This window comes from Variovorax sp. CCNWLW186, assembly GCF_037203865.1.
In the GTDB taxonomy this organism is placed as follows: Bacteria; Pseudomonadota; Gammaproteobacteria; order Burkholderiales; family Burkholderiaceae_C; genus Variovorax.
The window spans coordinates 25,269-51,395 of the sequence record NZ_JBBCBO010000028.1; the positions used below are offsets into that span (position 1 = coordinate 25,269).

A 26,127-nucleotide genomic window follows, 5' to 3' on the forward strand; every position below is an offset into this window, starting at 1 on the left:
CGACCGTGAAACTGGCTTACACGCCCGCGGCTGCCGCCGCGCCCGAGACGATCTCGGAGAGTTCCTTGGTGATGCCGGCCTGACGGGTCTTGTTGTAGACCAGCTTGAGCTCGCTGATCACATTGCCGGCGTTGTCGGTTGCAGCCTTCATCGCAACCATGCGGGCCGAGTGCTCGGACGCCATGTTCTCGGCCACGGCCTGGTAGACCAGCGACTCCACATAGCGCACCAGCAGCTCATCGATCACGCTTTCAGGATCGGGCTCGTAGATGTAGTCCCACGAGTGCTGGCCCTCTCCGACCTGCAGCGATTCGGCCGCGAGCGGAAGCAGGGGCTCGACGATCGGCTCTTGCTTGATGGTGTTGATGAACTTCGTGTAGCACAGGTACACCGCGGACAGCTTGCCTTCGGCATAGGCGTCGAGCAGCGTCTTGACCGGGCCGATGAGCTTGTCCAGGTGAGGCGTGTCGCCCAGATGGGTGACGTGCGCGACCACGCGGGCGCCGATGCGGTTCAGAAAGCCCAGGCCCTTGCTGCCGATGGCCACCGACTCGATGGCCGTGCCGGCCGCCTGCGCTTCGCGCAGCTTGGTGGTCACGGCGCGCAGCAGGTTGGTGTTCAAGCCGCCGCACAAACCTTTGTCGCTCGTCACGATGATGAAGCCGATGGCCTTCGCCTCGTTCGTCTTCATGAACGCGTGAACGTATTCGGGGTTTGCACGGCCCAGGTTGGCCGCGATGTTGCGAATCTTCTCGCTGTAGGGGCGCGCGGCGCGCATGCGCTCCTGCGCCTTGCGCATCTTGGAGACCGAGACCATTTCCATGGCCTTGGTGATCTTCTTGGTGTTTTCCACCGATTTGATCTTGCCGCGGATTTCCTTACCAGCTGCCATGGGGGCTCCTTGTCAGGTCGATCAGGCGAACGACTTCTTGAACGCGGTGATCGCGCTCGTCAGTTCGGCCTCGGCGTCCTTGTCGAGCGCCTTGGCTTGCTCGATCTTGTCGAGCAGGGGGCCGTGGCTGGTCTTCAGGAACTGGTGCAGGCCGTGCTCGAAGGACAGAACCTTCTTGATGTCCAGGTCGTCCATGAAACCCTTGTTCACGGCAAACAGCGTGGCACCCATCAGCGAGATCGGCAGCGGGCTGTACTGGGCCTGCTTCAGCAGTTCGGTCACGCGGGCACCGCGGTCGAGCTGCTTGCGGGTGGCTTCGTCCAGGTCGGAGGCGAACTGCGCGAACGCAGCCAGCTCGCGGTACTGCGCGAGGTCGGTACGGATACCGCCCGACAGGCCCTTGATGATCTTGGTCTGGGCCGCCGAACCCACGCGCGACACCGAGATACCGGCGTTGATGGCGGGGCGGATACCTGCGTTGAACAGGTTGGTTTCCAGGAAGATCTGGCCGTCGGTGATCGAGATCACGTTGGTCGGCACGAAAGCGGACACGTCGCCGGCTTGCGTTTCGATGATCGGCAACGCGGTGAGCGAGCCGGTCTTGCCCTTGACTTCACCCTTGGTGAAGGCTTCCACGTAGTCGGCGTTGACGCGCGCGGCGCGCTCGAGCAGACGGCTGTGGAGATAGAACACGTCGCCGGGGTAGGCTTCGCGGCCTGGCGGGCGGCGCAGCAGCAGCGACACCTGGCGGTACGCAACGGCTTGCTTGGAGAGGTCGTCATAGACGATCAGCGCGTCCTGGCCGCGATCGCGGAAGTACTCGCCCATGGTGCAGCCCGAGTAGGCCGACACGTATTGCATGGCTGCCGATTCGGAGGCCGATGCGGCCACCACGATCGTGTAGTCCATGGCGCCCACTTGCTCGAGCGCGCGCACCACGTTCTTGATCGACGAAGCCTTCTGGCCGATCGCGACGTAGATGCAGGTCACGCCCTGGCCCTTCTGGGCAATGATCGCGTCGATGGCCACGGCCGTCTTGCCGGTCTGGCGGTCGCCGATGATCAGCTCGCGCTGGCCGCGGCCGATCGGCACCATCGAGTCGATGGACTTCAGGCCGGTTTGCAGGGGCTGGTCGACCGACTTGCGGGCGATCACGCCCGGGGCGACCTTTTCGATCACGTCGGTCATCTTGGCGTTGATCGGACCCTTGCCGTCGATCGGCTGGCCCAGTGCGTTCACCACGCGGCCGATGAGCTCGGGGCCGACCGGCACTTCCAGGATGCGGCCGGTGCACTTGACCGTGTCGCCTTCGGAGATGTGCTCGTATTCGCCCAAGATCACGGCGCCGACCGAGTCGCGCTCGAGGTTCAGCGCCAGGCCGAACGACGGCGTGCCGTCAGCGCTCGGCGGGAATTCGAGCATTTCGCCTTGCATCGCGTCGGACAGGCCGTGCACGCGCACGATGCCGTCGGTCACCGAAACCACGGTGCCTTCATTGCGGATGTTGGCACTGACGCCGAGACCCTCGATGCGGCTCTTGATCAGTTCGGAAATTTCTGCGGGATTGAGTTGCATGACTCTTTCCTTCTTTCTGTAAATGGGGCCAACTGGCTGCCGGCCGCCGTCAGGCGGTCAGCGCCGCTTTCATTTGTTCGAGGCGCGCCCTGACCGAGGTGTCGAGCACTTCGTCGCCAACCACGGCACGGATGCCGCCGATGAGCGAGGGGTCGAGTTCGACCCGCGTCGTGAGCTTGCGCGCAAAGCGCCGCTCCAGCGCCGCGCCAACCTCTTGCAGCGCCGCGTCGTCGATCGGAAAAGCGCTGTAGATCACGGCATCGGCAGCCCCGCTGCGCGCATTGCACAAGGCACGGAACTGGATTGCCACTTCGGGCAATGCAGCCAACCGTCCGTTGTCGATGACGGCGCGCAGAAAGTTCTTGCCCGCATCGGGCAAGGGCTGCTTCGAAAGCCCGGCGATCAGCTCGAACACCTGCTCGGGCGGCACCTTCGGGTTGGCCGCGAACTCCAGGAGCTGCGGGTTGCCGGCGACGGACGCCAGCTGGTCGAGCCAGCCTGCCGTGCCTTCGAGGTCGCCGGAGCACGCCTTGAACAGCGCCTCGGCGTAGGGACGGGCAATGGTCGCGAGTTCGGCCATGTCGTCCTCAGAGCTCGGTCTTCAGGCGGCTGAGCAAGTCGGCATGAACGCCGGCGTTGACTTCCTTGCGGAGAATCTGCTCGGCACCCTTGACGGCCAGTGCGGCCACCTGCTCGCGCAGCGCCTCACGCGCACGCACGGACTGCTGGTTGGCCTCTTCGCGCGCGGCGGCCACGATCTTGTTGGCCTCCTCGGTTGCGCGGCTCTTGGCCTCTTCGATGATCTGCTGGGCACGGCGCTCGGCATCGGCCAGGCGATTGGTGGTCTCGTTACGAGACGCCACCAGTTCCTGCTCGACACGCTGGTTGGCGGAGGCCAGTTCGGCCTTGGCCTTCTCGGCGGCCGCCAGGCCCGCAGCGATCTTTTGTGCTCGTTCGTCCAAGGCCTTCGCGATCGGCGGCCACACGAATTTCATCGTGAACAGCACAAGCAGCAGGAAGACGATGGCCTGAACGAACAGGGTCGCGTTGATACTCACGGCAACACCTTTCTGGAGTGGCGTTGAACGGAAATTACTTCGGCAGAGCGGCGATGAACGGGTTGGCGAAAGCGAACAGCAGGGCAATTGCCACGCCGATCAGGAACGCAGCGTCGATCAGACCGGCCAAGATGAACATCTTGGTTTGCAGTTCGTTCATGAGTTCAGGTTGACGAGCCGACGACTCGAGGAACTTGCCGCCCATCAGTGCAATACCGATGGAAGCACCGATCGCGCCGAGACCGACGATCAAACCACAAGCCAGAGCGACGAGACCGAGAACGTTTTCCATGATGACTCCTTAATACAGATTGAAAGCAAACGAAAAGAAAAAAGAAAACTCAATGCGCTTCATGAGCCTGGCCGAGATAGATCAAGGTCAGCATCATGAAAATGAATGCCTGAAGCGTGATCACCAGGATGTGGAAGATCGCCCAGACGGTACCGGCAATGACGTGCCCGATGGGCAGCATCACTCCCGAGAACGAAGCCGCCATCGCACCACCCATGAGCGCGATCAGCATGAAAACGAGCTCACCCGCATACATGTTGCCGAACAACCGCATGCCGTGCGAGACGGTCTTGGCCAGGTATTCGATGACTTGCATCAGCAGGTTGATCGGCCAGAGCACCGGGTGCGCACCGAAAGGCGCAGTGATGAGCTCGTGACCCCAGCCGCCCAGGCCCTTGATCTTGATGCTGTAGAACAGGCACAGCAGCAGCACCGAGGTCGACAGGCCCAGCGTGGTGGACAGGTCGGCCGTGGGAACGACGCGCATGTAGGCGTGGTGCGGATCGTGTCCGGCTGCCTCGAAGACCTTGGCCCACAGCGAGGGCAGCAGGTCGACCGGCAGCATGTCCATGGCATTCAAGAGGAAGATCCAGACGAACACGGTGAGCGCCAGAGGCGCAATGAACTTGCGGCTTTTTGCGTTGTGGATGTTCGACTTGGCCTGGTTGTCGACCATTTCGACGAGCATTTCGACCGCGGCCTGGAACCGGCCGGGTACGCCCGGCGTGGCCTTGCGCGCAGCCAGCCACAGCACGAAGCAGCCCAGCGCACCGACGATCAGCGCATAGAGCACCGAGTCGAGGTTGATGACATTGAAGTCGACGATGGCCTTCTGGACCACGGGATTGAGGCTCCAGTCAACTTGCCAGTGCTGGAGGTGGTGAACGATGTATTCACTCGCGGTCGGGGCGTGTCCTTCGGCGGCCATCTTTCAGCGTCTCTTTTTTAAACAGTCAAATCCGGTTCAACAATCCGGGCCGCACCAGCAGGGCCACCCAGTACATTTTCATGGCGACCACCACGCCGGCCAACAAGGCCAGCCAACTGATGCCCTCGATCAGCCACGGTGCCGCCGCCAGCAAGGCAACGGTCAACGCGATCTTGATCAACTCCCACACAAAAAACCGCAGCATGACAGCAGATTGCGACACGGCACCCCGTGCCCGCCGCACACCCCGCACGAACAACGCCGCCGGGATCGCTACCGCCATGGCTCCGTAAAACGCCGACACCGCGGCACCCGGCCGCTGAGTCCACATCCATGCCACTCCGGCCACAAGAATTCCCATGGCCACCTGGGCCCCAATCACCCACCAGGGCGACATTTCGGGATTTTTCTCGCGAAGCCGCTGGGCCTCTTCGGCGGTCAGCGGCTTGAAGTCGGAGACTTCAGCATCGATCTCGGAGACAGGAGCGCTGGTTGTCATTGGAATGCCGCTCGCGTTGTCAGCCGTGAATTTAACAAAGCCATTGATTATAAGTAGAAACCCAGCCTGCCCGGCCACCTGAACTGTCACGTTTGCAAAACGAGGCCTCGTTGGCTGACCGGAACCCGACCTGGCGCACACAACCATAATTCCCGCATGCACCCTCTTACTGCCGCTCTCCCCACCACGCTCTGCTACCTCGACGGCGAGTTCACCGCCCTTCGGGATGCGAAGATCAGCGTTCTCGACCGTGGCTTCATTTTCGGCGACGGCATCTATGAAGTCGTCCCTGTCTACGGCGGCCAGCCTTTCTGCTTCGAAGAACACATGGCGCGGCTCGATCGCTCGCTGGCCGAGCTTCAGATTGCCAATCCGCTCACGCTCGCCCAATGGCGCGACATCGTGATGCGACTGGCCGAACCCGGCGGCGATGCGCCCCAGGCCGTGTACTTTCAGATTACCCGCGGTGTGGCGCCGCGCGATCATGCCATGACCAAGGGCGTGCGCCCGACGGTGTTCGTGATGGTGAATCCGCTGCCGCCGATGTCCGACGCCGTGCGCGCCAAGGGCGTGGCCTGCGTGACCGCGGCCGACTTTCGCTGGGAGAAGGCGCACATCAAGAGCACCAGCCTGCTGGGCGCGGTGCTGGCGCGGCAGATCAGCGTGGAAGCCGGTGCGGCCGAAACCGTCATGTTCAGGGGCGAATGGCTGAGCGAAGCCTCGTCGAGCAACGTGTGGATCGTCAAGGACGGCCAACTCATCGGTCCGCCCAAGGACAACCTGGTGCTGACCGGCATCCGCTACGGCCTGCTGGAGCGCCTGTGCGCCGAGCGCGGCATTCCATTTGCCCTGCGCCGCGTTTCGCGCGACGAAGTGTTCGGCGCCGATGAGTTGCTGCTCTCGTCGGCCAGCAAGGAAGTGCTGCCGGTGGTGACGCTCGACGGCCAGGCCATTGGGAATGGCCGGCCCGGCCCCATCTACCAAGCCTTGTACGCGGCTTACCAAGAGGCCAAGCAGCGCAACGCAGAGAAGCCACAGAAACAAGGAGTGACCCCCGCATGACCGACAGCACCACCGACACGAGCACTCCGATTCCCGATCCGCGCAAGGAGTCGCTGATCGAGTACCCCTCGCAGTTCCCGATCAAGGTCATGGGCGTCAAGGCCGACGGCTTCGTGCATGCCATCACGCAGATTGCGGAACGCTTCGATCCGACCTTCGACGCCACCACGGTCGAGCTGCGCGACAGCAAGGCGGGCAACTACCTGGGCGTGACGATCACCGTGACCGCCACCAGCCGCGAGCAGCTCGACGACCTGTATCGCGCGCTGTCGACGCATCCGTCGGTCAAGGTCGTCCTCTGACACCAAGGCGCTGATGACGGTCGCAGAACACGCACCCGCCACCGCCATTGCCGCGCAATGGCTGGGTCGCGTCGGCTATGCCGAGACCTTCGAGGCAATGAAGCGGTTCACGCTCGAGCGCGAGGCTGAAACGCCCGATGCGCTATGGATGTGCGAGCACGCGCCCGTGTTCACGCAAGGCATCGCAGGCAAGCAGGACCACATCCTGAACCCAGGCGACATTCCGGTGGTGCAGACCGACAGGGGCGGGCAGGTCACCTTCCACGGCCCGGGCCAGGTGGTGGGCTACCCGCTCATCGACCTGCGCCGCGCGGGCTACTTCGTGAAGGAATACGTCTACCGCATCGAGGAATCGGTGCTGCGCACGCTGGCGCATTTCGGCGTGACGGGGCACCGCGTGGCGGGCGCGCCGGGCATCTACGTGCGGCTGGACGACCCGTTCTCCCATGCCGCGCTGACCGGCCCGCTGCCCGCGGCCGACCCGTTTCGGGGCCTGGGCAAGATCGCGGCGCTGGGCATCAAGGTGAGCCGCCACGCCACCTACCACGGCGTGGCGCTCAACGTTGAAATGGACCTCGAACCCTTCTCGCGAATCAACCCTTGCGGCTACGCAGGGTTGCAAACGGTCGATCTTTCTACAATCGGGGTCCAAACCACATGGGAAGACGCTGCCCGGGTCCTGAGCCAGAAGCTCACCACCTATCTGGCGCCCTAGCAATCCAATGAGCACCACCGAAGTCGTCCGCGACGCGCAAAGCGCCGAAAACTACAACCCGCTGGCCAAGCAGAAGGCCGCGGCCAAGCTCTCGCGCATCCCCGTCAAGGTGGTTCAGGGCGAAGTGCTCAAGAAGCCCGAGTGGATTCGCGTGAAGGCCGGCAGCCCCACCACGCGGTTCTACGAAATCAAGCAGATCCTGCGCGAAAGCAACCTGCACACGGTCTGCGAAGAAGCCTCGTGCCCGAACATCGGCGAATGCTTCGGCAACGGCACGGCCACCTTCATGATCATGGGCGACAAGTGCACGCGCCGCTGCCCGTTCTGCGACGTGGGCCACGGCCGCCCCGACCCGCTCGACAAGGACGAGCCGCTCAACCTTGCCAAGACCATCGCCAAGCTGCGCCTGAAGTACGTGGTGATCACCAGCGTCGACCGCGACGACCTGCGCGACGGCGGCAGCCAGCATTTCGTCGATTGCATCAAGAACATTCGCGAGCTCTCGCCGATGACGCAAATCGAGATCCTCGTGCCCGACTTCCGCGGCCGCGACGATCGCGCGCTCGAGATCTTGAAGGCCGCGCCGCCGGACGTGATGAACCATAACCTCGAGACCGCGCCGCGCCTTTATAAAGAAGCGCGCCCCGGCAGCGACTACCAGTTCAGCCTGAACCTGCTCAAGAAGTTCAAGGCGCTGCACCCCGATGTGCCGACCAAGAGCGGCATCATGGTGGGCCTGGGCGAAACCGACGAAGAGATCCTGCAGGTGATGCGCGACATGCGCGCCCACGACATCGACATGCTGACCATCGGCCAGTACCTGTCGCCGTCGGGCTCGCACCTGCCGGTGCGCCGCTACGTGCACCCGGACACCTTCAAGATGTTCGAGGAAGAGGCCTACAAGATGGGCTTCAGCCATGCGGCGGTTGGCGCGATGGTGCGCTCCAGCTACCACGCGGACCAGCAGGCCCACGCCGCCGGGGTTTAACAACTGATGCGGCCACGGCGGCAACCAGTCCGTCGCGTGCAGCTCACCCGGTCCGGCGCTTCTTCGCTATCCTGCCGTCTGGCCAAGACGAAGGATCGATTTTGCAAAAGCACCCCGCCATCCAAGCCGCGATGGAACGCGATTTCGGCGCCATTGCCGACCTGGTTCGCCTCCATGCGCAACACACGCCCGACCACCCCGCCCTGGCGGATGCCCATCACACGCTGAGCTACGGCGCGCTCGACGCACTGATGGACCGCATCGCGGCCAGCCTGCAGCAGGGCGGCCTCGAGCCCGGCGACGCCATCGCGGTTTGCGCGGCTTCGTCGGTGAACTACGCGGCGGTCTTCCTCGGTGCATTGCGCGCGGGTGTGGCGGTTGCGCCGCTCGCGCCCGGCTCCACGCCGGCCAGCCTGGCCCGAATGATCGAAGACGCGGACGCGCGCATTCTTTTCACCGACGCCGCGGCGGCCGAGGTTGTCGGCCCGGCCAAGGATGGCGGCATTCCGCGCGTGGCGCTCGACGGCTCCGCCGCCGGGCAAAGCCTGGAGAGCTGGCTGGCATCCGTGGGCGCACGGCCCACGGCGATCGAGACGCAGCCTTCCTGGCCCTTCAACATCATCTATTCCTCAGGCACCACCGGCGAGCCCAAGGGCATCGTGCAAGGCCACGGCATGCGCTGGGCCCATGTGCAGCGCGGTGCCAAGTACGAGTACGGCCCGGACACCGTCACGCTGCTGTCGACCCCGCTTTATTCGAACACCACGCTGGTGGTGTTCTTTCCCACCATCGCCTTCGGCGGCTGCGTGGTGCTGATGCCGAAGTTCGACGCGCTCGGCTATCTGCAGCTGGCCGAGCAGCGCCGCGTGACGCACACCATGCTGGTGCCGGTGCAGTACCAGCGGCTGATGGCGCATCCGCGCTTCGATGCGCACGACCTCTCGTCGTTCCGCTTCAAGTTCAGCACCAGCGCGCCCTTCAACGCCGCACTCAAGGCCGACGTGCTCAAGCGCTGGCCGGGCGGGCTGATCGAGTTCTACGGCATGACCGAGGGCGGCGGCACCTGCATCCTGGAGGCCCACCTCAACCCCGACAAGCTTCACACCGTGGGCCGCCCGGCCGAGGGCAGCGACATCCGGCTGATCGACGAAGACGGCCATGAAATCCCGCGCGGCAACACCGAGCTGGCCGGCGAGGTGGTGGGGCATTCGGCCGGCATGATGACCGGCTACCACCGCCAGCCCGCCAAGACACGCGAAGCCGAATGGTTCGACGACACCGGCAAGCGCTTCATCCGCACGGGCGACGTGGGCCGCTTCGATGCCGATGGCTTCCTGACGCTGTTCGATCGCAAGAAGGACATGATCATCAGCGGCGGTTTCAACATCTACCCGAGCGATCTCGAAACCGTGGTGCGCGGCCATGCGGCGGTGGCCGACGTGGCCGTGGTGGGCGTGCCTTCCGAGCAGTGGGGCGAGACGCCGGTGGCCTTCGTGGTGCGCCGCGAGGGTAACGACACCACCGAGGCCGCGCTGCTGCAATGGACCAACGACCAGCTCGGCAAGACGCAGCGCCTGGCGCGCCTGCATTTCATCGACGAGCTTCCGCGCAGCGCGATCGGCAAGGTGCTCAAGCGCGAGTTGCGTGACCTCGTCGGCCGCTGAAGCCAAGGCCGCGCCGCCGGTAGAACAGGGCGGCGGCAACGGCCTGCTGTGGGTGCTGGTCGCCGTGGCGGTGGCGTTCGCCTTCATGCGCCCGCGCGCGCCCATGGACTGGCTGCGGCTGGTCGACTGGGAGACCGTGGGCGCGCTGGCGGGGCTGCTGGCCATTACACAGGGGGTGGAAAAAAGCGGCATGCTGCAGGCCACCGCGCAGCGCCTGCTCGCGCGCACGCACAACCAGCGCAGCCTTGCGTTGCTGCTGACCGCGAGCGCGGCCTTTCTCTCGGCGCTGGTGACCAACGACGTGAGCCTGTTCCTGCTGGTGCCGTTGACGCGGGTGCTCGCCAACCAGGCGCACCTGCCGCTCGCGCGGCTCGTGGTGCTGGAGGCGCTGGCGGTGAATGCGGGCTCGGCGCTCACGCCCATCGGCAATCCGCAGAACCTCTATCTCTGGCACCGTTCGGGCGAGAGCTTCTTCGCCTTCATGGCCATGATGGGGCCCACGGTGGCGGTGATGCTGTTCTGGCTCTTCGTGGCCGTGTGGCTGCTGGTGCCGCGCACACCTATTGCGCTCAAGCCCGAGGCCGAGGCCACGCCGGTGCAGCCGCGCCTGCTGGCATTGGCGGGCGTGCTGTTCGTCGGCTTCGTCGTCGCGCTCGACCGGCATTGGCTGCTGGCGGGCCTGGGCGCGGTGTTCGGCGTGTTCCTGGTCGCGTATCCGCGCGTGCTGCGCGGCATCGACTGGGCGCTGCTTGCGATCATCGCGCTGATGTTCGTGGACCTGCGCCAGCTGGCCGAACTGCCCGCCGTGGTGGCCCTGCTGAACCATTGGCCGATTACCGAGGGGTGGCGCGCCTACCTTGCCGCCATTGCCGCTTCGCAGCTCATCAGCAACGTGCCGGCGGCCATCCTGCTCGACGGCCATGTGCGCGATCTGCCGGCACTCGCCGCCGGGGTGAGCGTGGGCGGCTTCGGCTGCGTGCTGGGTTCGCTGGCCAACCTGATCGCGCTGCGGCTCGCCCGGGTGCCGCATGGCCTGCGCGAGTTTCACCGCATCAGCATTCCGTTCCTGCTGGTGTGCGCGGCTTCTGCGCTGCTGCTGCGGCTGGGGTGACAGCTGCAGTGCGCGGAACGACAATCCGACGGCCCATGCAAACGCCCGCAACACGCTTCCACGCAGAACCGGGCAACCTTTCGCTGCGCGACTACGGAGACTCGCGCGGCAGCCACGCGCATGACCATTTCCAGGTGCTGATCGGCCTGGCGGGCGTGCTCGACCTCGAAGTGGAAGGCCGCGGAGCGCGCGTCGGCGCCGGCGAGTCGCACGTGGTGGTGCCCGGTGACCGGCACGACTTCGAATCCCGCGGCGGCAGCCAGTGCCTCATTCTGGATACCCACCAGCCACAGTGGGCGCGCTGCGCAGGGCGCCCACCGGTGGATGCGTCGCGGCTGCATGCCTTGGCAAAGTACCTCGCGCAATGTGCGCAGCATCCGCACGCGTCCGCCTTGGCCCTGCAGCACGGCCCTGCGCTGCTGCTGGAAGCTTGGGGAGCGGCAGCGCCGGCCCACGGTCGCGGCCGCGCCATCGACTGGACCGCGCTCGCGGCCTGGGCCCGTGCTCGCTGGCATGAGCCGCTGGGCGTCGCCGATCTCGCACGCGTGGCGTGCCTGAGTCCGAGCCAGTTCGCGCAGCGCTGCCGCGACGAGCAAGGCATGAGCGCGATGCACTGGCTGCGCGCGATGCGGCTCGCGCATGCGCGCGAACTGCGGCTGGCCGGCGTGGGCGTGGCCGAAACGGCGCGCCGCACGGGCTACCGCTCGCCCTCCGCGCTCACCGCGGCATTGCGCAGGCTTGGCAGCTTCTAAGCCGCACCGAAGATCGTCGCCGCGCGACGATGCACCGGCGCTGCGCGACGACCGCGCCGCTTAAGCTCGGAGCGATGTCTCCCACGCTCCTCGCCCTGATCGCCATCGCGCTTTGGGCCACGCTCGCTTCGCTGGGCACGGCGCTTTCGCACCTGCCGCCCTTCCTGCTCACAGGCCTTGCTCTGATCATCGGCAGCATTCCGAGCTGGCCGCTGGTGCTGCGCGACCGCAACGCCTGGCGCGTGCCGCCGCGCACGCTGGCGCTGGGCATCTATGGCCTGTTCGGCTTTCACTTCCTGCTGTTCATCGCGTTGCGGCATGCCCCGCCGGTCGAAGCCAATCTGGTGAACTACCTGTGGCCGCTCTTCATGGTGGTGCTCGCGCCGGTGCTGCTGCCAGGCATGTCGCTGCGGCCGCTGCATGTGGTGGCCGCCTTGCTGGGCTTCGCGGGCGCCGCCATTGCGATTCTCGGCGCCCGCGAAGGCGCCGCTTCCACCTCGGGCGCCGCGGGGCAGTACTGGGGCTTTCTGCCGGCGCTGGGCTCGGCTTTCATCTGGGCCAGCTATTCGCTGTGGACGAAGCGCGTGTCCGCGTTTCCGACCTCGGCCATCGGCCTGTTCGGCCTGGTCTCGGGCGTGCTGTCGCTGGCTTGCCACGCGCTGCTCGAAGCCTCGGTCGTGCTCTCCGCCAAGGACTGGCTGCTGGTCGCGCTGTGCGGCCTGGGCCCGCTCGGTGCGGCCTTCTTCGTCTGGGACATGGCGCTCAAGCGCGGGGATGCGCGGCAGATCGGCATCCTGAGCTACATCACGCCGCTGGGCTCCACCGCGCTGCTGCTGGCGGTGACGGGACGCCCGCTCACCTGGAGCATCGCGCTGGCCGCGGCGCTGATCATCTCGGCCGCCGTGATGGGCACACGCGCCCGCTGAATACGTCCGCGTCCGACGGATTGGCGCCGTTTTTATGGCTAGAGTGGAAGCTCCGGAAAAAAGGAGCCCACCCATGGACAACAAGAACAACAACGAAAATTTCGAGATCACCCCCAAGCTGGTGTTCGACCTGAACCTGGCGCTGTACCTCGACCTGGTGGCCGCGCTCCAAGGCGCGGGCGCCATCACCTACCGGCAAATGGCGGCCCGGGTGCTCAACATCAGCATGGACGCCCGCGCAGACGGCGAGACCGGTCTCTCGACGGTGCTCGAAGGCATTGCCAAGGGCTTTGCCGGGCACGGCGACGGCCTGTCGATCGAAACACTGAAGGCCGCCCGGGGCCTGCGCGAAGACGAGGCGATGGGCGACATTCCGATGCGGCCCAGCGAGCCCTGAGCTCTGCTCAGTCTTCCGCCACCTGCAGCACCAGCTTGCCGAAGTTCTCCCCGGCAAACAGCTTGTTGAGCGACTCGGGGAAGGTGTCGAGCCCCTTCACGACGTCTTCCTTGCTCTTCATGCGGCCGTCCTTCAGGTAGCCGGCGAGTTCCGCCACGGCAATGTGGAAGCGGTCGGCATAGTCGAACACCACAATGCCTTCCATGCGCGCGCGGTTCACCAGCAGGCTCAGGTAGTTCCTGGGGCCGGCGCCCGGCATGCTGTTGGCATTGTTGTACTGGCTGATGGCGCCGCAGATGATCACGCGGGCCTTGCGCGCGAGCCGCGCCAGCACCGCGTCGAGGATTTCTCCGCCCACGTTGTCGAAATAGATGTCGACGCCCTTCGGGCAATGCGTCTTGAGGCCTTCGCGCACCGCACCCGCGCCGGCCTTGTAGTCGATGCAGGCGTCGAAGCCGAGCTCTTTCACCACCCAGTCGCACTTGGCGGCACCGCCGGCAATGCCGACCACGCGGCAACCCTTGATCTTGGCCAATTGGCCCACCGTCTGCCCCACGGCGCCGGCCGCGCCGGAAACCACCACGGTTTCTCCCGGCTTGGGCTGGCCCACGTCCATCAGGCCGAAGTAGCCGGTCATGCCCGGCATGCCGAGCACGTTGAGCCATTGGGTGATGGTGCCGACATTCAGGTCGATCTTCACAAGGCCGTTGCGCTTGATCTGGTCCTGCGGAATGAGGATGTATTCCTGCACGCCAAGCGTGCCGTAGACCGCATCGCCCACCGCGAATTGCGGGTTCTTCGAGGCAACCACGCGGCCGACGCCCCCGGCGCGCATCACTTCGTCGATGGCCACGGGTGCGATGTAGCTCTTGGCGTCGTTGAGCCAGCCGCGCATGGCCGGGTCGAGGGACAGCGACAGCGTCTTGACCAGCACGCCGCCTTCGGCCGGCTCACCGACGGGTTCGGTCGTGAACTTCCAGTTCTCGCGCGTGGCCGCGCCTTCCGGGCGCTTGGCAAGGCGAACCTGGTGGTTGGTAAGTGAGCTGCTCATGGTGTCTCCTGGATTGACGGGGCGCTGGCACGGAGGCGCATCGTAGCGCCGCACTTCGCGCCACTTGGTAGCGCAGGCGACACCCCAAAAATGCGGCGAGCGAACTACAGCCTGACGACGATCCGCAGGCCCGGATGCGCGTTGCGCACGGTCAATGTGCCGCCATGCGCCTCGGCAATCAGCCGGCACAGGTACATGCCCAGCCCCACGCCGCCGGTGGCCCGCGCCCGCGCGCCGTCGGTGCGGTAGAAGGGCTCGGTGAGCCGCTCGACCTGTGCTTCGTCGACGCCAGGTCCGTAGTCCCGCACCTCGAGTTCCACGCCCTGCACCTTGCCGTCCACCACGGCCCGCAGCGACACGCACGGCGGCCGCGGCGCACCGGTGCTGTAGCGCAAGGCGTTGTCCAGCAGGTTGCGCACCAGCAGGCGAATGCGCATGCGGTCGATGGCATGCGGCGGCAGGCCTTCCGCCAGGTCGAGATGCACGTTCTGAGCGCCGGCCATTTCGGCCACGATTTCGCGCACCAGCACGGCCAGGTCGACCGGCTCGCGCTGCAGCGCCACATGCGGACTTGCGAGGCGCTCGCTTTCGAGCAGGTCGCTGATCAGGTCGCGCATCTCGTTCAGGTCGCGCAGCAGCGCCTCGCGCTCGGCCGCTCCTTCGGGCGTGGCCGGCAGCAGCTCGGCATTGAGCCGGGCGCGCGTGAGCGGCGACCGCAGTTCATGACTCAGCGCGAGCAACAGGCCGCGCTTGGCGTCGAGCATGGCCTGGATGTCGTCGGCCATGGTGTTGATGCGCTCCGCAAGGTCGCCAAGGTCGTCGTTCCGGCGCACGGGAATGGGCTGCGTGAACTCGCCGCGGCCGAAGCGCTGCGCGCCCTCGCGGATATCGATCAGTGGCCGCAACAGGCGGCTCACATAGGCATAGCCCAGCACCACAAGCAGCAGCAGCGCGCCGAGCGTGGCCCAGGCCACGGCACGCGGCGCGAGCTTCCAGAGCTTGGGCGCCCAGCCGAAGATCACGCGGTGGCCGTCGGCCGTGGGGCGGATGAACCACTTGTCGTTCCACGGCTCCTCGTCGCGGTCATGCATCCAGCCGCCGCGGCCGTTGCTGCCGCCGGGGTTGGAGTCCCAGTTGACCGTGGGCCCCACGATGCGGATGGTGATGGGCAGCCGGGCCACCAGCGCCTGCGCGCGCGCAATGTCGGGCGGCGTGCCGATCTCGGCGACGAGCCGGTCGGCATAGTCCACCAGCATCGGCTTGGCGGCCTCGGCCCATCCGGTGGAGAAGGATCTCTTCATGCCCCCCATGAACACCACGGCCATGACCAGCGCCAGCAGCACGAACATCATCACGAGCCGGATGCGCAGCGAGCGGCGCCAGCGGCGCTTGCCCTGCACCTTCTCGTGCCACTGCTCGTGCCATTGCCTACGCAGCTCGGCGCGGCGGCAAGTCATTTCGCGCCAGGCGTTGCGCAAGCCTCCCCGGCGAGCCCTCATGCGGGCTCGCTGCGCGCCACGGCCAGCGCATAGCCGGCGTTGCGAAGCGTCTTGATGCAGTCCAGCGGCTCGAGCTTCTTGCGCAGGCGGCTCACCACGATGTCGACCGCGCGCGTGTAGAGCTCGGCTTCGTGGCCGCGCAGGCGGTTGAGGATGTCGTCGCGGCTGAACACCTTGCCGGGCTCGGCCGCGAGCAGCGCGAGCAGTTCGAATTCGGTGCCGGTCAGCTCGACGCGCTCGCCATGGCGCAGCACCTGGCGCCGGTCGAGGTCGATCGACAGGCCGTCGAACACGCGGTGCTGCGTGCCGTTGCCGTTAGGCGCAGCAGGCGTCGTGCTGCGCTGGCGCCGCAGGATGGTCTGCACGCGCGCCACCAGTTCGCGCGGCTCGAAGGGCTTGGGCACGTAGTCGTCGGCGCCGAGCTCCAGGCCGACCACCCGGTCCATCACCTCGCCGCGCGCGGTGAGCATCACGATGGGAATGTCGTTTTCCTTGCGGATCTCGCGGCACAGCGCAAAGCCGTCCATCTCGGGAAGCATCACATCGAGGATCGCCGCGTCGTAGTGGCCGGCTCGCAGCATGGCCAAGCCTTCGCTCGGCCGGGCGGCACTTTCGAGCGTGCAGCCAAAGCGTGCGAAGTAGGTGGTCAGCGGCGCGGCGAGGTGTTCGTCGTCGTCGATCAGCAGGATGCGCGGCATGGCGGGATTGTGCCTCCTGGCGAACAATTGGCTGACGATCAGGCCGGCGGGCATCGCACCGCCGCTGTCGTCGTTTCTGTTTGCATTGCCAACGGTGGTGCGCGCCATCGTGCGTGCCTCACCACGGATCGGCCCGCCCGATGCGGCCCAGGTGCGTGGCGCCAAAGTCGGAGCCGTACTTGAGCCCGTAGCCGAGCGCCCGGTCCAGGCCGATGTGCGCGCACCAGATCAGGCCGCCGGCCACGGCCCAGGGCATTGCGGCCAGCACGCCGAGCACCAGCAATGCCACCGCGCCGGCGTACGAATGGGCCGCGTTGTAGAGCGCCGCGCCCGCGCGCGGGCCCGCAAGGTAGCCGAGCACCGCGAGGTCGGGCGCGAGCAGCAACAGCGCGAACATGCCCCAACCCACGCCGAACTGCGCATAGGCCGCCACCGCCGCGGCCAGCACGACCGCGCCTTCGAGCCGCAGCAGGGTGCGCACACCGCCCGAGACCGCTTGTTCGCGAGACAGCGTGGAACCGGCTTCGCCGGTCCACAGAGGCCGCCCCCTGGAAAGGGGCTGGCGAGGCGACACGAAGTGCGCGAAGCCCGGGGATGAATCGAGTTCAGCCACGATGGCCCCAGCGGCGGCCGCCGCGATCCATGAAGTCGCGCACCTTCTGCTGCTGCGCGGCGTTCAGGCTGTCGAAGAAATCAGCGGCGGCAGCGATGATTTCCGGACTGCCGTTGCGTACGGCCGTGGTCTTCTCGTCGACGAGCCGCGCGGCACCGGCCTGGTCGAGCTTGTTGCCCGCAAACAGCGCCTTGAACTGCGAACGCGGATCGCCCGCACCGCCTGCGCCCCGCATGGCTTGGCGCTGCGCCTGCAGCTTCTCCGCCAGCACGGTGAGCTTCTGCTTTTGCGAAGCGTCGAGCTCCAGCTTGCTGCCGACACGCTCGACCATCTTGGTGCGGAACTCGGCGCTGTCGCCGCTGCCCCAGCCGTGCCGATGGCCGCCGCAGCCGGCAATGCTGCCAGCCACGACCGCAAGGCCGGCAAAACCGAAGAGAGTGCGTTTGATCCAGTGTTTCATGATGTTCCTTGCGGGCCCCAGGGATGCCCTGCGGCGGGGTCTTAAAGCTTGTTGCTGTTGCCGGCGGCTGCGGCACGGGCGTCGACCGGGTTCTGCAGCGTGGAGACGACCTTGCTGTTCACGCGCGAGCCCGAGGTCACGTTCTGGTCGGGCGCGGCGGCGGTGCGCATGGCTTCGAAGACAACGCCGGCGCGGTCCCTCGACGTAGCCATGGTCTCGGCGCCGCGCGAGCCGCGCACCACGTTCTGGTCGGGTGCCGAAGCCGTGCGCATGGCTTCGGCGTTGACTTCGGCGCGGCTCTTGGCCGAGGCGAGCGGCTGGACGCCTTCGTAGGTTTCCGCCTTGGCGCCGGCGGCGGCGAGCAAAGCGAACGAGCCGACGGTGACGATCTGGGTGAGGGAGAGAGCTTTCATGATCAGGCCTTTCTGTTGTGGAAGAGGAGACCTGATGGTGCTTGCCGCGGCGCGACAAGTCCTTTCACTGCCGTTTCGGCGTGTTTCGTTTTATTTCTCTTCGCCCCTGCCTTTGAGCGAATTGAAGCCGGAAGAACTAGTTTCCAGCGAGAACCGACGCCGGATCGTCCGACTCGAGCACGCTCTTGGCCCACGCTTCGAGCTTGCCGGTGTCGGCACGCAGCACTTCCTGCTTGACGGCGAGGATGCGCGAGGGATGCATCGAGAAGCTGCGCAAGCCAAGGCCGAGCAGCAGCCGCGTGAAGGCCACGTCGCCGGCCATTTCGCCGCACACGGCCACGCCCTTGCCCTGGCGGCGGCATTCGGCAATGGTGTCGGCCACGAGCTTCAGCACTGCCGGGTGGGCGGGGTCGTAGAGATGGGCCACGGCCTCGTCGGCGCGGTCGATGGCCAGCGTGTACTGGATCAGGTCGTTGGTGCCGATCGACAGGAAGTCGAAGTACTTCAGGAAGGTCTTGAGCGTGAGCGCGGCGGCCGGAATCTCGATCATGGCGCCGAGCTTCACTTTGCCGTACACGGCGCCCCGGTTGTCGAGCTCGGTGCGCGCAAACTCGATCAGCGAGAGCGTCTGGCGAATTTCGCTGGCATGCGCGAGCATGGGAATCAGCAGGTGGATTTCGCCGTGCGCCGCCGCACGCAGGATGGCGCGCAACTGCGTGAGGAACATCGCCGGATCGGCCAGGCTCCAGCGAATGGCGCGCAAGCCGAGCGCGGGGTTCAGGTGCTCCTGCTTGATGCCCGCCTTGCCGTCGAGCGGCTTGTCGGCGCCCACGTCGATGGTGCGAATGGTGACCGGCATACCCTGCATGCCCTCCACCGCGCGCTTGTAGGCCTGGTATTGCTCTTCTTCGTCGGGCAGCCGGGTCTGGCGCTGCGACTCGCGGCCCATGAACAGGAACTCGCTGCGAAACAGCCCGACGCCGACCGCACCGGCCTTCATGGCGCCGGCCGTGTCCTCGGGCATCTCGATGTTGGCGAGCAGCTCGACGCGCTGGCCGTCGAGGGTGACCGCGGGCTTGTGGCGCAGGCGCGCGAGCCGGCCGCGCTCGAGGTCGCCCTGGCGCTGCTTGAAGCCGTACTCTGCAAGAATGATGGGCGATGGGTCGACGATCACCACGCCGGCATCGCCGTCGATGATCACCCAGTCGTCCTGGCGCACCAGCTGGCTCGCGGTGCGCGCGCCCACCACGGCCGGAATGTCCATGCTGCGCGCGACGATGGCGGTGTGCGAGGTGCGCCCGCCCACGTCGGTCACGAAGCCTGCGAACACGCTCTTCTTGAACTGGAGCATGTCGGCCGGTGACAGGTCGTGCGCAATCAGCACCAGCGGCGCATCGATGCCGTCCCCCGCGGTCGGGTCATCGTCGTCCTCGGCGGCGGGGCGCTTGCGGCGCGGCGGGCTCGGCGCGAGCACCGCGGCCGTGCCCTTCATGCGGTGCAGCAGCCGCTCGACCACCTGTTCGAGGTCGGCCTTGCGCTCGCGCAGGTACTCATCCTCCATCTCGTCGAACTGGCGCGCGATGATCTCTAGCTGCGTGGTCAGCGCCCACTCGGCGTTGTAGAGGCGGTCGGTAATCCAGTGCTTCACGCCGCCGGTGAGCGCCTCGTCCTGCAGCAGCATCTGGTGCACTTCGAGCAGGGCCGCAAGCTCGTGCGGCGCGTCGTTCGGGCCCATCTGCGCGACGCTGGTCTGCAGCTTGGCGAGCTCGTCGGCCACCGCGTTGCGCGCCGTGCGGACACGATCGATCTCGGTCTCGATCTCTTCGGGCTTGATGAAGTAGTGGGCCACGTCGATGCGGCTCGACACCACCAGCACCGCGCGGCCGATGGCAATGCCACGGGCGACGGGAAGACCGTGGACTGCGAAGGTCATGGAAGCTGGCCGAAGGTTACCGGCCGCCGCCGGGCCGCCCCAAGACGGCCGAGCCCCTCAGGGGCAGCGGCGACGCGCAGTGTGGAGCGTGAGGGCCACATCGGCCGCCGCCGGGCCGCCCCAAGGCGGCCGAGCCCCCTCGGGGGGCAGCGACGACACGCAGTGCGGAGCGTGGGGGCCACATTCATTCGCCTTCGCCGAACTTGTCGTTCATCAGCTGAACGATGGCGTCCATCGCTTCTTCTTCCTGCTGGCCGTTCGTTTCGAGCTCGACGGTCGAGCCCAGCCCGGCGGCGAGCATCATCACGCCCATGATGCTCTTGGCATTGATGCGGCGGTCGCCGCGCGAGAGCCACACCTCGCAGGGAAAGCTGCCTGCGAGTTTGGTGAGCTTGGCGGATGCGCGTGCATGCAAGCCCAGCTTATTGCTGATGGTCACGGATTTCTTGATCACTGTGCTTTCTCTTCGCCTGGTTCTGGGGTGCGGCCACGGCCACCTGCATGACGCCGGCGGTGCCGCCCGCGATGGCGCGCTGCACCAGCGTATCGAGCGGCTCGTGGCGATAGGTTACCGCCCGCAGCAGCATCGGCAGGTTGACGCCCGCCACCAGCCGCGAGCGGACGCCGTCCACCAGCTTCTGGGCCACGTTGCAAGGGGTTGCGCCGAATACGTCGGCCAGCACCAGCACCTGCGAGCGAGGCGCGCTGAGCTGCTGTTCGAGCGTGATGCGGGCCGCGGCCAGCGTTTCTTCGGGCGACACGTTGGGCAGCACGTCGAGCGCAACCACGGCCTGCTCGCAATCGGGGAACACATGCAGCGCGCACCGCCGCAGCGCCTGCGCGAACGGTGAGTGGGCAATGATGAGAATGCTGTTCATGCGGGTCCGGGAACTACGCGCCGATTATGCGGGGGCGCCCAAAGGAAGTAGGTATACGACATAACGCAGCAGGCCAGGAAAACGGCCAAGGCCGCGCGGAAGGAGCCGACGGTGTCGAGCCCGGCGCGGGCAAACAGGTCGATCAGCAAGCCGATGCCCCACTGCACGACGAATACACCTGCGAAAACCACCAGGTTGTAGGCCGACAGCGCACGCCCCGCGAGGGCGGGAGGCAAGGCAAGGGCCACGGCGGGCTGGGCCAATGTGACCACCGTGGAAATGCACAGAAAGCAGATCCAGGCGACGGTGCCTGCGGCGGGGCCAGCTATCAAAACAAGAGCAAGTGCGAGCATCGCGAGCGGCATGCCCCAAGTCAAAAGCCGGGTCGCCGGAATGCCGCGGTGCGCGAGCCTTGGATTGGTCACGCCCCAGAGCCAGTAAGTGGCAAGCAGCGCGATGCTGATCCAGAACAGGGCGCCGGCCGCCTCTTGTGGCGTGTAGCCCGCCACACGGGTGAGCCAGGGCACCACCCAGAGCGTCTGCATGGCAACGAACCCGCCATAGTTGAAGAAGCCGACCGGCGCGAGCTTGCGGAAAAACGGGTCGCGCCACACGGCGGCGTATCCGCCTTGCGCCGGCTCACTCCCGTTGGCCCCCTCTTTGCGAGCATCGGCGGCGCTCTCGCCCTGCCATGCGGGCGCAGCCCAGGCAATCAGCGCCATCGACACCACGATGCCCGCCGCCAGCAGCCAGAACAGCGGCCGCCATCCCAGGAACGGCATCAGCCATTGCACCGGAAGCGTGGCGCCGACGAGGCCGAAAGAGCCCACCATCAGCATCCACGAGTTGCTGCGCAGCTGCATTGGCGGGGTCAGCCAGCGGCGGTAGCCGGTGAGCGGCGCCATCAGGCAGGCGCTCACGCCGACACCGGTCAGCACGCGTGCGGCGAGCAGCAGCGGGAAATTGGTCGCCGCGGAAAACAGCAGGCAGCCGATGACCGCGACGGCCAAGAAGCAGACGATCACGCGCTTCGGGCCGTGCCGGTCGAGCCAGGTGCCCATGGGAAGCTGCGTGAAGGCAAAACCCAGGAAGTAGCCGCCGGCCAGCAGGCCGAGATCGCGCGATTCGAGTTCGAACTCGGCGGTGAGCGTCGGCGAGAGCGTGGCGGTAATGGCACGCACCAGCGTCGAAAAGAAGTAGGCGACGGCAAAGGCCAGGAAAACGGTGGCAATCCGCCGCCGTCCGGCGAGCAGGCCGCCGTTCAGGGAACTCGCGGCGTTCACGGAAGACGCAGGCCGTCGAAGAAGGTTGCGGCCGCGTCGGGCGCGGTGGGCCGCCCGAGCACCGTGGCCTGGTAGAGCGAAACACGGCCGTCTTTTTGCGATTGGGCAAACCAGAGAACCTGGACGGGTGCGGCGCCCTGCTGCGGCGGCTGGGCGTCGAGCCTTACCGGTGCGGGCGACGCGGTGGCGCGTTTCAGCGTTGCCGGCGCTTCCGTCACCTGCGCATTGCCCAACTGGCTCCGGGTGGCCGCGCGCCATGCAGTGAGCCAGGTCTCGGCCTGCTCGGGACTGCCGGCGGATGCATGGGCAATGGCAAAGGTTGCGCCGCCCGCTTCGCAGCCCGCCATATCGACCTGGACGGACTCGGCGCCAAGGGGCAAGGCGCGATGGGCGCGATCTGGCTTGCAGGGCAGCAGCGCGACCAGACCGGCGTCGGCAATCGGCGTCTCGCGCCAGTTGAAGGTCGGGCTGCAGGCGGCAAGCGCAACGGCGGCGGTGGCCGCGAACAGCGCAGGCCAGGAGCGGAGAACGGGCGACGGCATCGGAGAGCGATTATCGAGCCGCTTGAGGCAGGCTCCAGCGCGATCGGCCCGGCGGAACTAAAATCGCGCCGCCCTCCTCTTTCAGTAGCCATGAAAAAATACATCGCCGCCGCAGCAGTCGTCCTTGCAATGGCCGCCGGCGTGGGCGTGTACTTCGGCTCCGGCGCCACGGCGGCGCCGGCATCGACCTTCGTGCTGCTCGACGGCAGCAAGAAGAGCACCGACGACCTGAAGGGCAAGGTCACCCTGGTCAACTTCTGGGCCACCAGTTGCGTGACCTGCGTGGCTGAAATGCCGAAGGTCATCGCGACCTACGACAAGTACAAGTCAAAGGGTTATGACACGCTGGCCGTGGCCATGAGCTACGACCCGCCGAGCTACGTCGTCAATTTTGCCGAAACGCGCAAGCTGCCGTTCAAGGTGGCCATCGACAACACCGGCAGCGTGGCGCAGGCCTGGGGGGACGTGAAGCTCACGCCCACCACCTACCTGGTCAACAAGAAGGGTGAAATCGTGAAGCGCTACGTGGGCGAGCCCGATTTCGCCGAGCTCCACAAGCTGATCGAGAAACTGCTCGCGGAGGCTTGAAGCTCACTGGTTGCGGAAGCTGTCGTGGCAGGCCTTGCAGCTGCCGGCGGTGGTGCCGAACTGGGCCTTGAGCGCGTCGATATTGCCGGCCTTGGCGGCGACAGCCAGTTTGCCGGTTTCGGCAACCATCTTGTCCTGGTGTTCCTTGAACTTGGCGGTTTCCTTCCAGACCTCGGGCTTGCTCTTGCCGCCCTCGGTGCCGGCGCCAAATGCGGCCCAAGGCAGCTTGGCCATTTCGGCCACGACGTCGGCATTGGCCGCTGCGGCCGCCGCGTCGAACGGAACACGCCCATTGGCCATGGCGCCGATGCGGCTGAAATGCTGGCCCATCACGAACAGCGCGCTCTGGCGGTACTTGATGGCGTCCTCAGGCTTGGCGAACTGGGCCGAGGCCGGCAGGGAAATCGCGGCGCAGACAGCGGCCAGCGCAAACGAAGCAAGTCGAATCATCGGGGGTCCTTGTAGTTGGTTCGGCACCGCCGACAGCGGCGCCGCGCCGAGTGTAGGGGCGGCCTTGCGGCCTGCATAGCAACAACCCGATGCATGCGGCGGCCCAGACTTTGCTAATCTGCGCCTTCCGCAGTTTTTGCGCACTTTTCCTCTTCGATGACCGACTCCTCCGTGGCCGCCATGCGTGCCGCAGCGCCTGACACCCCTGTGCGGGCGCGCATCTGGGATCTGCCAACGCGTGTTTTTCACTGGGCGTTGAGCGTTGCAGTCATCGGCCTGATCGCTACCGGGCTGGGCGGCGTCATGGAATGGCACTTCCGCCTGGGCTACGCGGTGCTTGCCCTGCTGCTGTTTCGCTTGCTGTGGGGCTTCGTGGGCGGACGCTGGTCGCGCTTTGCCTCGTTCTTCTACGGGCCGGGCTCCGTCGTCGCCTATCTGCGCGGGCGGGCTCATCCGGACCACGTGATCGGCCACACGCCGCTTGGCGCCCTGTCGGTATTTGCCGTTCTCGCGGTGCTGGCCCTTCAGGTTGCCACCGGGCTGGTGGCGGACGATGAAATTTCCGCGGCGGGCCCGCTCACGCGCTTTGTGTCAGGCGAGGTAGTGAGCCTTGCAACCGGCTGGCACAAGGGGCAGGGAAAAACGATCGTGATCGCGCTGGTCAGCCTGCATGTGCTGGCGGTGCTGTTCTATGTGCTGGTCAAGCGGCATCGACTGGTGCGGCCCATGGTTTCGGGCGACAAGCTGATCAGGCCGGCCGGCAGCCAAGTGGCGCCCAGCCGGGACGACGCCGCCTCCCGCGGACTCGCGCTGGTTCTGTTCGCGGTGTGCGCGGGCGTGGCGTACTGGGTTGCGTCGCTGCGCGTATGAGCTTTTCGGTTTCACGCCCTCTGCCGCTGGCCGACACGCCGGCCGTCGTGCTCCTCGCGCCCGACGAAGCCCATGAGCTCGATGCGGCACGCGCGATCTTTCGCGACTACGCGGCTTCGCTGGGCATCGACCTGTGCTTCCAGAATTTCGAAGAAGAAGTTGCCACGCTTCCGGGCGACTACGCGGAGCCGCGCGGTGCCCTGCTGCTGGCCTTGGTCGACGCGGCTCATATCAAGGAAGCGGCGGGACAACAGGCGCCCACCCTGATGCGTCCCAACGGAACGCTGGCGCACGTGGCCGGCTGCTGTGCCCTGCGCCCGCTCGACAATGCCGACTACGCAAATGCCGCCGAAATGAAGCGCCTGTTCGTGCGACCCGGCTTTCGCGGACTGGGTGTCGGCCGCCAGTTGGCCGAAGCCATCCTGGATGCGGCACGCGGCGCGGGTTATGCCTGCGTGCTGCTCGACACGCTGGACGACATGGAATCGGCCCGCGCGCTCTATGAAGACCTGGGCTTCGAGGAAGTGCCGCCCTACTATCACAACCCGATTGCGGGCGCGCACTACCTCAAGGTCGATCTCTAGCTAACTACTCAGCCGCGGGCTTGCGCCAGCAGCGTCTCGGCGTTGCTGACCTCGAACTTGCCCGGTGCCTCGACGTTGAGCGCCGCGACCTTGCCATCCTTCACGAGCATCGAATAACGGTTGCTGCGCAGGCCCATGCCGCGGGCGGTCAGGTCGAGCGTGAGGCCGGTCGCCTTGGCGAAATCGGCGCTGCCGTCGGCCAGCATGCGCACCTTGGTGCCGGTTTTCTGGTCGCGCGCCCAGGCGCCCATCACGAATGCGTCGTTCACACTCACGCACCAGATCTCATCCACGCCAGCGGCCTTGAAGTCGTCGAAGTGCTGCACATAGCCGGGCACGTGCTTGGCCGAGCAGGTGGGCGTGAAGGCGCCCGGCAGCGCGAACAGCGCAATGGTCTTGCCAGCCGTGGCCTTGCTCACGTCCACCGGGTTCGGGCCGATGCTGCAGCCTTCGCCCTCGACCTCGGAATATTCCTGCAGGGTTGCCGAAGGAAGGGTGTCGCCGACTTTGATCATCTAGATGCTCCTGAAAAAGAAAAACGGCCCACATTGTGGGCCGTTTCGAGTTGGGTTGCCTTTTGCGAGGCTTCCCGATGCAGTTCAACCAGCGATCAGACCAGCACGGCCTTTTCGACCAGACGGGTCACGACCCAGTTCTTGGTCTTCGAGATCGGACGGCTTTCCGTGATCTCGATGGTGTCGCCCAGCTTGTACTCGCCCTTTTCGTCATGGGCGTGGTACTTGCTCGTCTTGGCCACGATCTTGCCGTAGAGCTCGTGCTTCACACGGCGCTCGACCAGCACGGTCACGGTCTTGGCACGCTTGTCGCTGACCACCTTGCCGATCAAGGTGCGCTTGAGGGATTTTTTAGCTTCCGTCATGTTCACTCCTTACTTGGCGGCTTGGGTTTCTTGCTGCTTCTGAGCAAGAATGGTCTTGGCGCGCGCGATGTCGCGGCGCGTCACGCGCAGCGTCGAGGTGTTCGACAGCTGTTGCGTGGCTTTCTGCATGCGCAGACCGAAATGGGCCTTCTGCAGGTCCTTGATTTCAGCTTGCAGGCCTGCGACGTCCTTCGTGCGCAGCGTTGCAGCCTTGGTCACCTTGG

At 66.2% G+C, this 26,127-nt stretch carries 34 protein-coding genes; 12 read left to right on the top strand and 22 right to left on the bottom strand.

The features are described 5' to 3' along the window. Positions 1-16: 16 nt before the first annotated feature. From atpG to V9K97_RS24430, 7 genes are read right to left on the bottom strand one after another with little or no spacing between them, the layout of a single operon-like run. Positions 17-892, bottom strand: coding sequence for a F0F1 ATP synthase subunit gamma (atpG, locus tag V9K97_RS24400; protein WP_258502655.1), 876 nt, complete (start codon positions 890-892; stop codon positions 17-19). A 21-nt stretch (positions 893-913) separates the two neighbouring features. Next, positions 914-2,467, bottom strand: a complete 1,554-nt coding sequence (atpA, locus tag V9K97_RS24405; protein WP_126749117.1) for a F0F1 ATP synthase subunit alpha — start codon at positions 2,465-2,467, stop codon at positions 914-916. 49 nt (positions 2,468-2,516) lie between these two features. Next, on the bottom strand, positions 2,517-3,047 hold the full coding sequence (locus tag V9K97_RS24410; protein ID WP_126749118.1) for a F0F1 ATP synthase subunit delta: 531 nt from the start codon (positions 3,045-3,047) through the stop codon (positions 2,517-2,519). A 7-nt stretch (positions 3,048-3,054) separates the two neighbouring features. After that, positions 3,055-3,525 (bottom strand): F0F1 ATP synthase subunit B, encoded by a 471-nt coding sequence (locus V9K97_RS24415; protein WP_157616184.1) that lies wholly within the window; start codon positions 3,523-3,525, stop codon positions 3,055-3,057. A gap of 34 nt (positions 3,526-3,559) precedes the next feature. Then, positions 3,560-3,817 carry a F0F1 ATP synthase subunit C gene (gene atpE / locus V9K97_RS24420; protein ID WP_124958928.1) on the bottom strand — a complete coding sequence of 86 codons (258 nt, stop codon included), beginning with the start codon at positions 3,815-3,817 and terminating at the stop codon, positions 3,560-3,562. A 49-nt stretch (positions 3,818-3,866) separates the two neighbouring features. Then, positions 3,867-4,745, bottom strand: a complete 879-nt coding sequence (atpB, locus tag V9K97_RS24425) for a F0F1 ATP synthase subunit A (RefSeq protein ID WP_126749120.1) — start codon at positions 4,743-4,745, stop codon at positions 3,867-3,869. A 25-nt stretch (positions 4,746-4,770) separates the two neighbouring features. After that, positions 4,771-5,244 (bottom strand): ATP synthase subunit I, encoded by a 474-nt coding sequence (locus V9K97_RS24430; RefSeq protein ID WP_258502660.1) that lies wholly within the window; start codon positions 5,242-5,244, stop codon positions 4,771-4,773. 156 nt (positions 5,245-5,400) lie between these two features. On the opposite strand from V9K97_RS24430, the gene V9K97_RS24435 reads away from it, so the two are divergent. The 9 genes from V9K97_RS24435 to V9K97_RS24475 all read left to right on the top strand — a co-directional run bounded on the left by V9K97_RS24435 (position 5,401) and on the right by V9K97_RS24475 (position 13,161). After that, positions 5,401-6,306, top strand: a complete 906-nt coding sequence (locus V9K97_RS24435; RefSeq protein WP_337321247.1) for a D-amino acid aminotransferase — start codon at positions 5,401-5,403, stop codon at positions 6,304-6,306. Next, positions 6,303-6,608 carry a YbeD family protein gene (locus tag V9K97_RS24440; RefSeq protein WP_258502666.1) on the top strand — a complete coding sequence of 102 codons (306 nt, stop codon included), beginning with the start codon at positions 6,303-6,305 and terminating at the stop codon, positions 6,606-6,608. Before V9K97_RS24435 ends, V9K97_RS24440 begins: the two co-directional genes overlap by 4 nt. A 13-nt stretch (positions 6,609-6,621) precedes the next feature. After that, on the top strand, positions 6,622-7,323 hold the full coding sequence (gene lipB / locus V9K97_RS24445; protein WP_258502668.1) for a lipoyl(octanoyl) transferase LipB: 702 nt from the start codon (positions 6,622-6,624) through the stop codon (positions 7,321-7,323). Between the two features lie 7 nt (positions 7,324-7,330). Continuing rightward, positions 7,331-8,311: a lipoyl synthase gene (gene lipA, locus V9K97_RS24450; protein ID WP_337321250.1), complete on the top strand. Its 981-nt coding sequence runs from the start codon at positions 7,331-7,333 to the stop codon at positions 8,309-8,311. Between the two features lie 131 nt (positions 8,312-8,442). Next, entirely contained in the window at positions 8,443-9,975 is a 1,533-nt protein-coding gene (locus tag V9K97_RS24455; protein WP_337321252.1) for a class I adenylate-forming enzyme family protein, read from the top strand. After that, entirely contained in the window at positions 9,956-11,086 is a 1,131-nt protein-coding gene (locus V9K97_RS24460; protein ID WP_337321254.1) for an SLC13 family permease, read from the top strand. Before V9K97_RS24455 ends, V9K97_RS24460 begins: the two co-directional genes overlap by 20 nt. A gap of 35 nt (positions 11,087-11,121) precedes the next feature. Next, on the top strand, positions 11,122-11,838 hold the full coding sequence (locus V9K97_RS24465; RefSeq protein WP_337321255.1) for an AraC family transcriptional regulator: 717 nt from the start codon (positions 11,122-11,124) through the stop codon (positions 11,836-11,838). 74 nt (positions 11,839-11,912) lie between these two features. After that, a complete protein-coding gene (locus V9K97_RS24470) occupies positions 11,913-12,764 on the top strand; it encodes a DMT family transporter (RefSeq protein ID WP_337298423.1) in 852 nt (283 codons plus the stop codon). A 73-nt stretch (positions 12,765-12,837) separates the two neighbouring features. Then, positions 12,838-13,161 (top strand): hypothetical protein, encoded by a 324-nt coding sequence (locus tag V9K97_RS24475; protein WP_126749130.1) that lies wholly within the window; start codon positions 12,838-12,840, stop codon positions 13,159-13,161. A gap of 7 nt (positions 13,162-13,168) precedes the next feature. On the opposite strand, the gene V9K97_RS24480 is transcribed toward V9K97_RS24475, so the two are convergent. The 11 genes from V9K97_RS24480 to V9K97_RS24530 form a co-directional block, all read right to left on the bottom strand. Then, complete coding sequence (locus V9K97_RS24480) at positions 13,169-14,212, bottom strand: NADP-dependent oxidoreductase (protein ID WP_337321256.1); 1,044 nt, start codon at positions 14,210-14,212, stop codon at positions 13,169-13,171. 104 nt (positions 14,213-14,316) lie between these two features. Continuing rightward, on the bottom strand, positions 14,317-15,669 hold the full coding sequence (locus V9K97_RS24485; RefSeq protein ID WP_337321257.1) for a HAMP domain-containing sensor histidine kinase: 1,353 nt from the start codon (positions 15,667-15,669) through the stop codon (positions 14,317-14,319). A gap of 38 nt (positions 15,670-15,707) precedes the next feature. Continuing rightward, positions 15,708-16,409, bottom strand: coding sequence for a response regulator transcription factor (locus tag V9K97_RS24490; RefSeq protein ID WP_258508149.1), 702 nt, complete (start codon positions 16,407-16,409; stop codon positions 15,708-15,710). Between the two features lie 118 nt (positions 16,410-16,527). Beyond that, the gene (locus V9K97_RS24495) at positions 16,528-17,022 is read right to left on the bottom strand and encodes a DUF4260 domain-containing protein (RefSeq protein WP_337321259.1); all 495 of its coding nucleotides are present in this window, start codon (positions 17,020-17,022) and stop codon (positions 16,528-16,530) included. Then, positions 17,015-17,482, bottom strand: coding sequence for a Spy/CpxP family protein refolding chaperone (locus V9K97_RS24500; RefSeq protein WP_337321260.1), 468 nt, complete (start codon positions 17,480-17,482; stop codon positions 17,015-17,017). The genes V9K97_RS24495 and V9K97_RS24500 overlap by 8 nt, the downstream gene beginning before the upstream one ends. 41 nt (positions 17,483-17,523) lie before the next feature. After that, positions 17,524-17,895 carry a DUF4148 domain-containing protein gene (locus V9K97_RS24505; RefSeq protein WP_337321261.1) on the bottom strand — a complete coding sequence of 124 codons (372 nt, stop codon included), beginning with the start codon at positions 17,893-17,895 and terminating at the stop codon, positions 17,524-17,526. 136 nt (positions 17,896-18,031) lie between these two features. Continuing rightward, entirely contained in the window at positions 18,032-19,828 is a 1,797-nt protein-coding gene (ptsP, locus tag V9K97_RS24510; protein WP_337321262.1) for a phosphoenolpyruvate--protein phosphotransferase, read from the bottom strand. A 184-nt stretch (positions 19,829-20,012) separates the two neighbouring features. Continuing rightward, on the bottom strand, positions 20,013-20,282 hold the full coding sequence (locus V9K97_RS24515; RefSeq protein ID WP_258502687.1) for an HPr family phosphocarrier protein: 270 nt from the start codon (positions 20,280-20,282) through the stop codon (positions 20,013-20,015). Beyond that, positions 20,251-20,706 carry a PTS sugar transporter subunit IIA gene (locus V9K97_RS24520; RefSeq protein WP_337321264.1) on the bottom strand — a complete coding sequence of 152 codons (456 nt, stop codon included), beginning with the start codon at positions 20,704-20,706 and terminating at the stop codon, positions 20,251-20,253. Before V9K97_RS24520 ends, V9K97_RS24515 begins: the two co-directional genes overlap by 32 nt. After that, a complete protein-coding gene (locus tag V9K97_RS24525; protein ID WP_337321273.1) occupies positions 20,703-21,971 on the bottom strand; it encodes an MFS transporter in 1,269 nt (422 codons plus the stop codon). The genes V9K97_RS24520 and V9K97_RS24525 overlap by 4 nt, the downstream gene beginning before the upstream one ends. A gap of 14 nt (positions 21,972-21,985) precedes the next feature. Continuing rightward, positions 21,986-22,531, bottom strand: a complete 546-nt coding sequence (locus V9K97_RS24530; protein WP_337298418.1) for a hypothetical protein — start codon at positions 22,529-22,531, stop codon at positions 21,986-21,988. A gap of 90 nt (positions 22,532-22,621) precedes the next feature. On the opposite strand from V9K97_RS24530, the gene V9K97_RS24535 reads away from it, so the two are divergent. After that, positions 22,622-23,119: a TlpA disulfide reductase family protein gene (locus tag V9K97_RS24535; protein WP_281146695.1), complete on the top strand. Its 498-nt coding sequence runs from the start codon at positions 22,622-22,624 to the stop codon at positions 23,117-23,119. 3 nt (positions 23,120-23,122) lie between these two features. On the opposite strand, the gene V9K97_RS24540 is transcribed toward V9K97_RS24535, so the two are convergent. After that, positions 23,123-23,569, bottom strand: a complete 447-nt coding sequence (locus V9K97_RS24540) for a c-type cytochrome (protein WP_337321266.1) — start codon at positions 23,567-23,569, stop codon at positions 23,123-23,125. Between the two features lie 156 nt (positions 23,570-23,725). On the opposite strand from V9K97_RS24540, the gene V9K97_RS24545 reads away from it, so the two are divergent. Further along, on the top strand, positions 23,726-24,439 hold the full coding sequence (locus V9K97_RS24545; protein ID WP_337321268.1) for a cytochrome b/b6 domain-containing protein: 714 nt from the start codon (positions 23,726-23,728) through the stop codon (positions 24,437-24,439). Then, on the top strand, positions 24,436-25,023 hold the full coding sequence (locus V9K97_RS24550) for a GNAT family N-acetyltransferase (RefSeq protein WP_258502695.1): 588 nt from the start codon (positions 24,436-24,438) through the stop codon (positions 25,021-25,023). Before V9K97_RS24545 ends, V9K97_RS24550 begins: the two co-directional genes overlap by 4 nt. Before the next feature lie 8 nt (positions 25,024-25,031). Here the strand turns inward: V9K97_RS24550 and V9K97_RS24555 are convergent, their stop codons facing one another. The 3 genes from V9K97_RS24555 to rpmC all read right to left on the bottom strand — a co-directional run bounded on the left by V9K97_RS24555 (position 25,032) and on the right by rpmC (position 26,122). Beyond that, positions 25,032-25,538, bottom strand: coding sequence for a peroxiredoxin (locus tag V9K97_RS24555; RefSeq protein ID WP_126749144.1), 507 nt, complete (start codon positions 25,536-25,538; stop codon positions 25,032-25,034). A 95-nt stretch (positions 25,539-25,633) separates the two neighbouring features. Then, a complete protein-coding gene (gene rpsQ, locus V9K97_RS24560; RefSeq protein ID WP_015867662.1) occupies positions 25,634-25,903 on the bottom strand; it encodes a 30S ribosomal protein S17 in 270 nt (89 codons plus the stop codon). Between the two features lie 9 nt (positions 25,904-25,912). Further along, entirely contained in the window at positions 25,913-26,122 is a 210-nt protein-coding gene (gene rpmC / locus V9K97_RS24565) for a 50S ribosomal protein L29 (protein ID WP_026284221.1), read from the bottom strand. Positions 26,123-26,127 lie beyond the last annotated feature (5 nt).

Bases quoted from the DNA above. Each gene is read 5' to 3' on its own strand.
- V9K97_RS24470 (WP_337298423.1), top strand. From the start codon at position 11,913: ATGTCTCCCACGCTCCTCGCCCTGATCGCCATCGCGCTTTGGGCCACG.
- V9K97_RS24545 (WP_337321268.1), top strand. From the start codon at position 23,726: ATGACCGACTCCTCCGTGGCCGCCATGCGTGCCGCAGCGCCTGACACC.
- V9K97_RS24520 (WP_337321264.1), bottom strand. From the start codon at position 20,706: ATGAACAGCATTCTCATCATTGCCCACTCACCGTTCGCGCAGGCGCTG.
- V9K97_RS24505 (WP_337321261.1), bottom strand. From the start codon at position 17,895: ATGAAAGCTCTCTCCCTCACCCAGATCGTCACCGTCGGCTCGTTCGCT.
- V9K97_RS24540 (WP_337321266.1), bottom strand. From the start codon at position 23,569: ATGATTCGACTTGCTTCGTTTGCGCTGGCCGCTGTCTGCGCCGCGATT.
- lipB (WP_258502668.1), top strand. From the start codon at position 6,622: ATGACGGTCGCAGAACACGCACCCGCCACCGCCATTGCCGCGCAATGG.
- atpA (WP_126749117.1), bottom strand. From the start codon at position 2,467: ATGCAACTCAATCCCGCAGAAATTTCCGAACTGATCAAGAGCCGCATC.
- ptsP (WP_337321262.1), bottom strand. From the start codon at position 19,828: ATGACCTTCGCAGTCCACGGTCTTCCCGTCGCCCGTGGCATTGCCATC.
- V9K97_RS24475 (WP_126749130.1), top strand. From the start codon at position 12,838: ATGGACAACAAGAACAACAACGAAAATTTCGAGATCACCCCCAAGCTG.
- V9K97_RS24530 (WP_337298418.1), bottom strand. From the start codon at position 22,531: ATGCCGTCGCCCGTTCTCCGCTCCTGGCCTGCGCTGTTCGCGGCCACC.
- V9K97_RS24490 (WP_258508149.1), bottom strand. From the start codon at position 16,409: ATGCCGCGCATCCTGCTGATCGACGACGACGAACACCTCGCCGCGCCG.
- V9K97_RS24550 (WP_258502695.1), top strand. From the start codon at position 24,436: ATGAGCTTTTCGGTTTCACGCCCTCTGCCGCTGGCCGACACGCCGGCC.
- V9K97_RS24555 (WP_126749144.1), bottom strand. From the start codon at position 25,538: ATGATCAAAGTCGGCGACACCCTTCCTTCGGCAACCCTGCAGGAATAT.
- V9K97_RS24455 (WP_337321252.1), top strand. From the start codon at position 8,443: ATGGAACGCGATTTCGGCGCCATTGCCGACCTGGTTCGCCTCCATGCG.
- V9K97_RS24440 (WP_258502666.1), top strand. From the start codon at position 6,303: ATGACCGACAGCACCACCGACACGAGCACTCCGATTCCCGATCCGCGC.
- atpE (WP_124958928.1), bottom strand. From the start codon at position 3,817: ATGGAAAACGTTCTCGGTCTCGTCGCTCTGGCTTGTGGTTTGATCGTC.
- V9K97_RS24465 (WP_337321255.1), top strand. From the start codon at position 11,122: ATGCAAACGCCCGCAACACGCTTCCACGCAGAACCGGGCAACCTTTCG.
- V9K97_RS24430 (WP_258502660.1), bottom strand. From the start codon at position 5,244: ATGACAACCAGCGCTCCTGTCTCCGAGATCGATGCTGAAGTCTCCGAC.
- atpG (WP_258502655.1), bottom strand. From the start codon at position 892: ATGGCAGCTGGTAAGGAAATCCGCGGCAAGATCAAATCGGTGGAAAAC.
- lipA (WP_337321250.1), top strand. From the start codon at position 7,331: ATGAGCACCACCGAAGTCGTCCGCGACGCGCAAAGCGCCGAAAACTAC.
- V9K97_RS24500 (WP_337321260.1), bottom strand. From the start codon at position 17,482: ATGAAACACTGGATCAAACGCACTCTCTTCGGTTTTGCCGGCCTTGCG.
- V9K97_RS24485 (WP_337321257.1), bottom strand. From the start codon at position 15,669: ATGACTTGCCGCCGCGCCGAGCTGCGTAGGCAATGGCACGAGCAGTGG.
- V9K97_RS24480 (WP_337321256.1), bottom strand. From the start codon at position 14,212: ATGAGCAGCTCACTTACCAACCACCAGGTTCGCCTTGCCAAGCGCCCG.
- V9K97_RS24410 (WP_126749118.1), bottom strand. From the start codon at position 3,047: ATGGCCGAACTCGCGACCATTGCCCGTCCCTACGCCGAGGCGCTGTTC.
- atpB (WP_126749120.1), bottom strand. From the start codon at position 4,745: ATGGCCGCCGAAGGACACGCCCCGACCGCGAGTGAATACATCGTTCAC.
- V9K97_RS24435 (WP_337321247.1), top strand. From the start codon at position 5,401: ATGCACCCTCTTACTGCCGCTCTCCCCACCACGCTCTGCTACCTCGAC.
- rpsQ (WP_015867662.1), bottom strand. From the start codon at position 25,903: ATGACGGAAGCTAAAAAATCCCTCAAGCGCACCTTGATCGGCAAGGTG.
- V9K97_RS24535 (WP_281146695.1), top strand. From the start codon at position 22,622: ATGAAAAAATACATCGCCGCCGCAGCAGTCGTCCTTGCAATGGCCGCC.